The organism is Hydrogenivirga sp. (assembly GCF_056450045.1).
This window is the reverse complement of sequence record NZ_JBWONM010000159.1, coordinates 1-5,680: the sequence shown is the minus strand read 5'-3', so window position 1 is coordinate 5,680 and position 5,680 is coordinate 1. Positions and strand designations below refer to the sequence as shown.

Here is a 5,680-nt window from a genome sequence, read left to right as displayed (position 1 = left end):
GGGACAGACTTGGGGAGGTCTCTCTCCTTACCCTCGGGGGCGTTCTTCTTCACAACATGTCGGGCTTCCTGCTGGGTTATGCCTTTGGGAGGTTCGCCGGGCTTGACAGAAAGCTTTCCAAGACCCTTTCCATTGAGGTAGGCATGCAGAACTCAGGGCTTTCAACGGTTCTCGCCCTCAAGTTCTTCTCCCACACCGCTGCTCTTCCATCGGCGGTATTCAGCCTCTCCCAGAACATCCTCGGTGTCCTCCTCTCTGGTCTGTTCAGGAGGCTCTAAAAGTCAATTATCAGGGAGGTTGAGAAGGTCGTATCCGTCCTCTTAACCTCTGGGCTCGGGGGCTTGTTTTGGTAGGCAACCTTGTAACCGACACCGAGGGAGAGATGCTCGTTTACTTTAGTCTCCAATGAAGTCTCGGAGTTTATGAAGTAGGTCTCTGTATCGGATAAGTTGAGTATGTAGCTAAGGTCCTCCTTGAGCTTCAGGTTCTCAAGTATCTTCCACTGGTAGTAGAGCTCAGCCTTCAGGGTTGCGTAGTTGTCTATGCCGTCGTTCTCTATCCTGTTGTAGTAGTAAAGGGTTGAGAGGAGCGTTTTGAGCTCCTGCTTCTCCGTCTTCAGGATGTCGTAACCTACACCGGGTCCTCCGTTCCACTTGTATTCGTAACCCGAAAACTTGTCCCTCTCGTAGCCCGCCGTTAGAAAGCCAAAGAACCTATCGGTGAAGAGCCTCTCCCATCTGCCATTCACATCAAGCCTGTTTGCCGTCTCGCTTCCCTCCTGAGTTGCGTAGAGGGCAGAGTTCTTCAGATAGAGCCTGTTTACCTTTCCCTCCCTCTTTATCTCCAGCTTCTCGGAGAAGGTCTGGGTCTTCGTATTCCCATCGGTTCTGACGAAGGACAGCTCCACGTGGGCAGACCACAGCTTCTGGGTGGTCTCCTCAGCCCAGGCTAAGACGGTGATCAGCAGGAGTCCGAGGAGAGGTATCATGGATTGGCAATTATATCACTCCTCAAGCCTCTTCATGTCCCTGTAGGCGTTGAGGAATCCCGACACTATCCCGATGAAGAAGAAGATAAGGAGCCCCCAGGGGCTCGTTCTTATACCGAACCACCTCTCCATGCCGTAGTCTATAAAGTAGCCGACCAAGAGCCCAGCTATTATCCCCCCAAGGAGGTTGAGCCCCACGGTCATTGCGGATATGTCCTTCGGTCTCATCTCCAGGTCTCCATATACCAAGAGTACAGAGCGTAGAGTACGTATATGACGAGGAAAAAGCCCGCTTCCATCCTTGATACGGTGTACCTGCTCCCCGTGTAGTTGGAAAGCAACAAACCGAAGGTTGCAACGAAGAGGAGTGAGAGGTCCTTAAAGACCCTTTCGGGTACGGGTATTGGGTTTATGAGAGCGCTTGCCCCGAGAACGAGCGATATGTTGAATATGTTTGAGCCTGCGACGTTCCCGAGAGCTATGTCCGAATTTCCCCTGTAGGCGGCTACCGCGGAGGTCATGAGCTCCGGAAGAGAGGTCCCTACCGCTATGAGGAAGAGTCCTATTATCACCTGACTGACACCGAGGGCTGTCGCTAAGCTAACCCCACCGCTCACAGTCCAGTCGGAGCCTAAGATGAGCCCAACAAACCCTAAGAGGATGAAGAGGATAGCCTTCAAAAAGCCAAGGCTCCTTCCATCATCGTCAACCTCCTCCCTCTCAAGGAAAGCTGCGAGGAAGTAAAGGTAGCCAACGAAGGTTGTCATCAGCACGAGCCCCTCCGAGCGCGATATAAGTGCTACGGACGCCCCATCAAGGACTCTGTCGGACACCAAGGCGAAGAGGAGGACTATGCTCAGGAAGTTTAGGGGTATCTCCTTCTTCACGAAGGTCCTGTGGATTGAGAGGGGTCTTATTAGACCGGCGACACCCAGTATGAGCAGTATGTTCGCTATGTTTGAGCCTATCACGTTTCCGAGGGTTATCTCAGAGGCACCTTTTAGGCTCGCCTGAACGTTTACCGTTAGCTCAGGCAGGGAAGTGCCAAAGGCAACGAGCGTCAGACCTATAACGAACTCCGGGATACCCGCCCTCCTTGCGAGGGAGGAAGAACCGCCAATGAGCATGTCCGCCCCCTTCACGAGGAAGGCTATACCAGCTATGAGCTTTATAAGGCTGATGAGTATATCTTTTTCCATGCGTCTTCAAGTATTTTAAACCTCTCCTCAGAAAGCTTTTTTAAAGACTTCTCCGCTGGAGAGCTTAGGAACCTTCCGAGCTCTTCTTCAAGCCCATGTAAGTGCCTCAGAAGGAGCTCCCTGCTTTTAGGTCTCTCCGCCTGAAGCTTGTGCCCTCCCTCCATGAGACCCTCTGGAAAGTACCAGTCCTTGAACCACGTAAAGCCCCTCTTTGCCAGCTCAAAGCCGAGCCTTGACAGGGCCGGGGGGACTCCTGCGGAGAGCTCCCTCACCGTCTCCATGTCCTCGTAGTACTCAACGAAGAGCCTTCCGGTCAGAGGTGCAAAGAGGTCAAGAACCTTAGACTCAAGAGCAGAGCCAAAGTAGGGAGTTCCAAAGACCTCCCTCGCTATCCCGAATACCTCAACCCAGTCCCTGTACTCAGCCCTGCCCAGGAAGACCTTTACGTGAAGGAGCGTCCTTCTCTCACCCTTCTGGACGAAGAGGTCAAGGTTGAGCTCCTGGGCAAACCTCCCTTTCTTGGGCTCACCGCAGGTCAGTGTGAGTCCCTCTACGTCTATTCCCTTCCTCAAATTTTCTATAACCTTCCTAAGCTCCTCTTCCCTCACGCTCACTCTCCGTAAACCACGCTCACTATATCCTCAACCTCAACCCCCGGGAACTCAATCTCCTCCCTTCTCATGAAGTCCTCAACCACCTTCTCTATAGCTTCCCTCTCAAAGGGTGTGCCCGCAAGAAGGCTCTCAAGCTCCCTCAGGGAGTCTTTGGGATAGAGGGTGAAGTCCCCCCTTATCCTGACCTCCTCTATTACCCCCTCCCATATGTGAACCTCAGCCCTTAGCAGTCCTCCCCTTGCCTTGTGAATCCCGTTCCTCACAAAGACGCCCTCCCTTATCTTTATAGCCCTGTGCCTTCTCCCCGTATCCTCCAAGAGGACCTCCTCAGAGGTGAACTCCTCTCTCAGTTCATCAGCTAAAGAGACCGCCTCCGGCGGTATTTCTCCCTCACCCTCAAACTCTATCAGCTTTGAGAACTCCTCAATGAGCAATTCCTCAACCTCTTCATAGCTCGGAAGCCTCCCGGTCTCCCTCTCAACCCAGCTTATGTTCTCCTCAAGGCTCTTGTAGAGCTTGTCCCTGAACTTCTCCTCCGGAACCCTGAAGAGCTCGGACATCAACCTTGTGTTGAATCTGAGCAAAAGACCTCCCACGAAGACAAAGGAATCCCCTATATCCGCAGCACCCTGTCCGCTTATCTTCCTCTTGCTACTCTTGACAACGATATCGTTTATAGGTCTGTACTCTGTCTCAACACCCAGCCTCCTGTAGGTGTTTATCACCGGCTGGGAGAACCTCCTGTAAGCCTCCTCTATCTTGAAGGGGAGCCTCCCCCTGTTCCTCTTTACAATCAGCTGGTAGAAGACCTGATGTTCGTCCAGAAGGACGGCACCTCCTCCCACTTCCCTCCTGATAAGGGGGATTTCCCTTTCCCTGCACCTCTCAAGGTCAATTATGTCCTCCGTCTTGTCAAAGTAACCGACGCTGATATAGGTCTCTGCGGGTGAGGTTACTATCAGACCCTCGTACCCGAGCCGTGCCATAGCATGGAAGAGGGTTATGGAGCGAAGGCTGTCAAGCCTACCCGCTCTGTAGATTTTCATACTTTACCTCCTATCAATTTCCTCCTTTATCATATAAAGGAGCGCCTGCGCTTCCGCTTTGCTAAAGGATACCTTCCAGCTATGCTTCTCCCTGCTTTTTAGTATTATCTCTATGCCATATTTAGCATTTTTGTTCTTTCTGTCTATCAGCTTTACACTATGAATTTCTTTCATGTTTATATTTTTCAACCTCACGGGAATTAAAAATAACTTCCACACCGCCTTTAAATTACCGCCTTCACGTCGCACATAGAAGCTTCCGAAAATAAGAGGAATTGATAGTAAAAGAATGATAATACCTATCGGGAGAAAAATGATAGAAAAGAATCCTACAAAAATCTTGTCAAGCAGAAGTTTACTTTTAAAAGCTACGCTTAGCATAATACTGCTAATTCCCGTCCCGATAATACCCCCTATTAAATAGATGATACCTAATGAAATGTTCCTGTATTGACGCGGTATAAATTCCCATCCCTTTTTGTATGGTCTTATAAATGCTTTAATTTTATTATCAATTTTTGCGAGTTCCTTTTGTTGATCAGGTTTTTTTGTCTCATCGGACTTTAGAACAGGAATAATAAAGGATGCATAGGTGCTTTCTGATTTTATTTCTACAGACCAGTATATAGTTTCTATAACATCCTTACTTTCTAAGAAAGGCATTATATCTTCCGCTTTTTCTTTTACCTTTTCTGGAATATATGAAGGTATTGCAGAAGATGTTACCCTTTTAGGTTCCGTAGAAGGTGGAAGATTATCAGGTATATAGAAACAACAAATTGCATTTCCTCCTCTAATTCCCCGCTGGATATCTTCTTTTAATAGAATATTTTCTTCTGTCCATAGTACTTCATCATCAGCGTTTACTTCTCCGCTATAAGAGTACCACTTTCTCAGCCTATGGCAACTTATGGTCACACTTATTGTTTTAAAATCCAAAGGTAAATTAAATAGTTGAATACACAGATTATTTCCCAAATACCCAGCTCCGTTCTCAATCTTTATCTTTATATTTTTTCCTTTATGAAACTGGGAAAACTGGATAATTCCTACAGCTAAAATCAGTATTCCTATCAGTAAAAACAAGGTAGAGGCAAAAAATGGAACGGATATATGGAAACTTTTATGTGCTATGATCTGTTTGCTAAAATGTAGCGAGGCGGGTAAAGAAAGAATGATCCATAATATGCCAAATATTATAAAAAACAAGCCAACATTCGGAACTTTCTTTGATTTCCTTTTTCTTGTTTGACCTTTTAGATATGCGGAGTTCTTAAAATAATAAAAGAATAAAACCGAAATTAGAATAAAGACAAGACCGAAAAAGAAGAAAAACAAAAAGTCTTTTCCAAAGATATATTTCAAATTTTTAGCGTTTTCCAGCCTTTCCAAAGATTTACCAATAAAAAAACTGCCAAATATGATAAAAGCTGAAAGTAAAGTACCAGTTAATTTACCTCTTGGTGTGCCTTTTAAGCTATTGAAAACGTAAATACCGAACCCAATGCCTAAAACAAGACTTATTATTAACATATATACAACCCTAAAACCTTATAGGCGATTTCTCAATTCTCCTCCATATAGAGAACTTTTGGTAGCTAACCCTATAGGTTATCGCCTCTGATATTATAACCTGACTTGGAAAGCAGTAGATCACTCTTAAACTTTTGTACAACGTGAGCCACCTGGTTAACCGAACTGCACATTTGTGCAGTTGCCCCTGCACCAGGTACAGGAGCTAACCCTTCCACCACCCTCTTCCAATCCCCCGCTATCAAAATCCTCCGCAGGGGTGAGAAGTCCCTCGCAAGAAACTTCCCCAGAAGAGGGAAG

At 47.1% G+C, this 5,680-nt stretch carries 7 protein-coding genes; 1 reads left to right on the top strand and 6 read right to left on the bottom strand.

Going from position 1 to position 5,680, the window contains the following annotated elements; genetic code table 11:
• Window positions 1-278 (top strand): bile acid:sodium symporter family protein (locus AC1HCM_RS06525; RefSeq protein ID WP_479460964.1); only part of this gene is annotated, 278 nt, incomplete at its 5' end.
• Here AC1HCM_RS06525 and AC1HCM_RS06520 read toward each other — a convergent pair.
• From AC1HCM_RS06520 to AC1HCM_RS06495, 6 genes are read right to left on the bottom strand one after another with little or no spacing between them, the layout of a single operon-like run.
• Entirely contained in the window at window positions 275-988 is a 714-nt protein-coding gene (locus tag AC1HCM_RS06520) for a DUF481 domain-containing protein (protein WP_479460963.1), read from the bottom strand. The two genes, AC1HCM_RS06525 and AC1HCM_RS06520, sit on opposite strands and share 4 nt — an antisense overlap.
• Before the next feature lie 15 nt (window positions 989-1,003).
• Entirely contained in the window at window positions 1,004-1,216 is a 213-nt protein-coding gene (locus tag AC1HCM_RS06515) for an AtpZ/AtpI family protein (protein ID WP_479460962.1), read from the bottom strand.
• Entirely contained in the window at window positions 1,213-2,187 is a 975-nt protein-coding gene (locus AC1HCM_RS06510) for a calcium/sodium antiporter (protein ID WP_479460961.1), read from the bottom strand. Before AC1HCM_RS06510 ends, AC1HCM_RS06515 begins: the two co-directional genes overlap by 4 nt.
• Window positions 2,157-2,801, bottom strand: a complete 645-nt coding sequence (locus tag AC1HCM_RS06505) for a DUF1122 family protein (protein ID WP_479460960.1) — start codon at window positions 2,799-2,801, stop codon at window positions 2,157-2,159. Before AC1HCM_RS06505 ends, AC1HCM_RS06510 begins: the two co-directional genes overlap by 31 nt.
• Window positions 2,798-3,847, bottom strand: a complete 1,050-nt coding sequence (locus AC1HCM_RS06500; RefSeq protein WP_479460959.1) for a lipoate--protein ligase — start codon at window positions 3,845-3,847, stop codon at window positions 2,798-2,800. The genes AC1HCM_RS06505 and AC1HCM_RS06500 overlap by 4 nt, the downstream gene beginning before the upstream one ends.
• Before the next feature lie 3 nt (window positions 3,848-3,850).
• Window positions 3,851-5,380 carry a hypothetical protein gene (locus AC1HCM_RS06495; protein WP_479460958.1) on the bottom strand — a complete coding sequence of 510 codons (1,530 nt, stop codon included), beginning with the start codon at window positions 5,378-5,380 and terminating at the stop codon, window positions 3,851-3,853.
• Window positions 5,381-5,680: the final 300 nt, after the last annotated feature.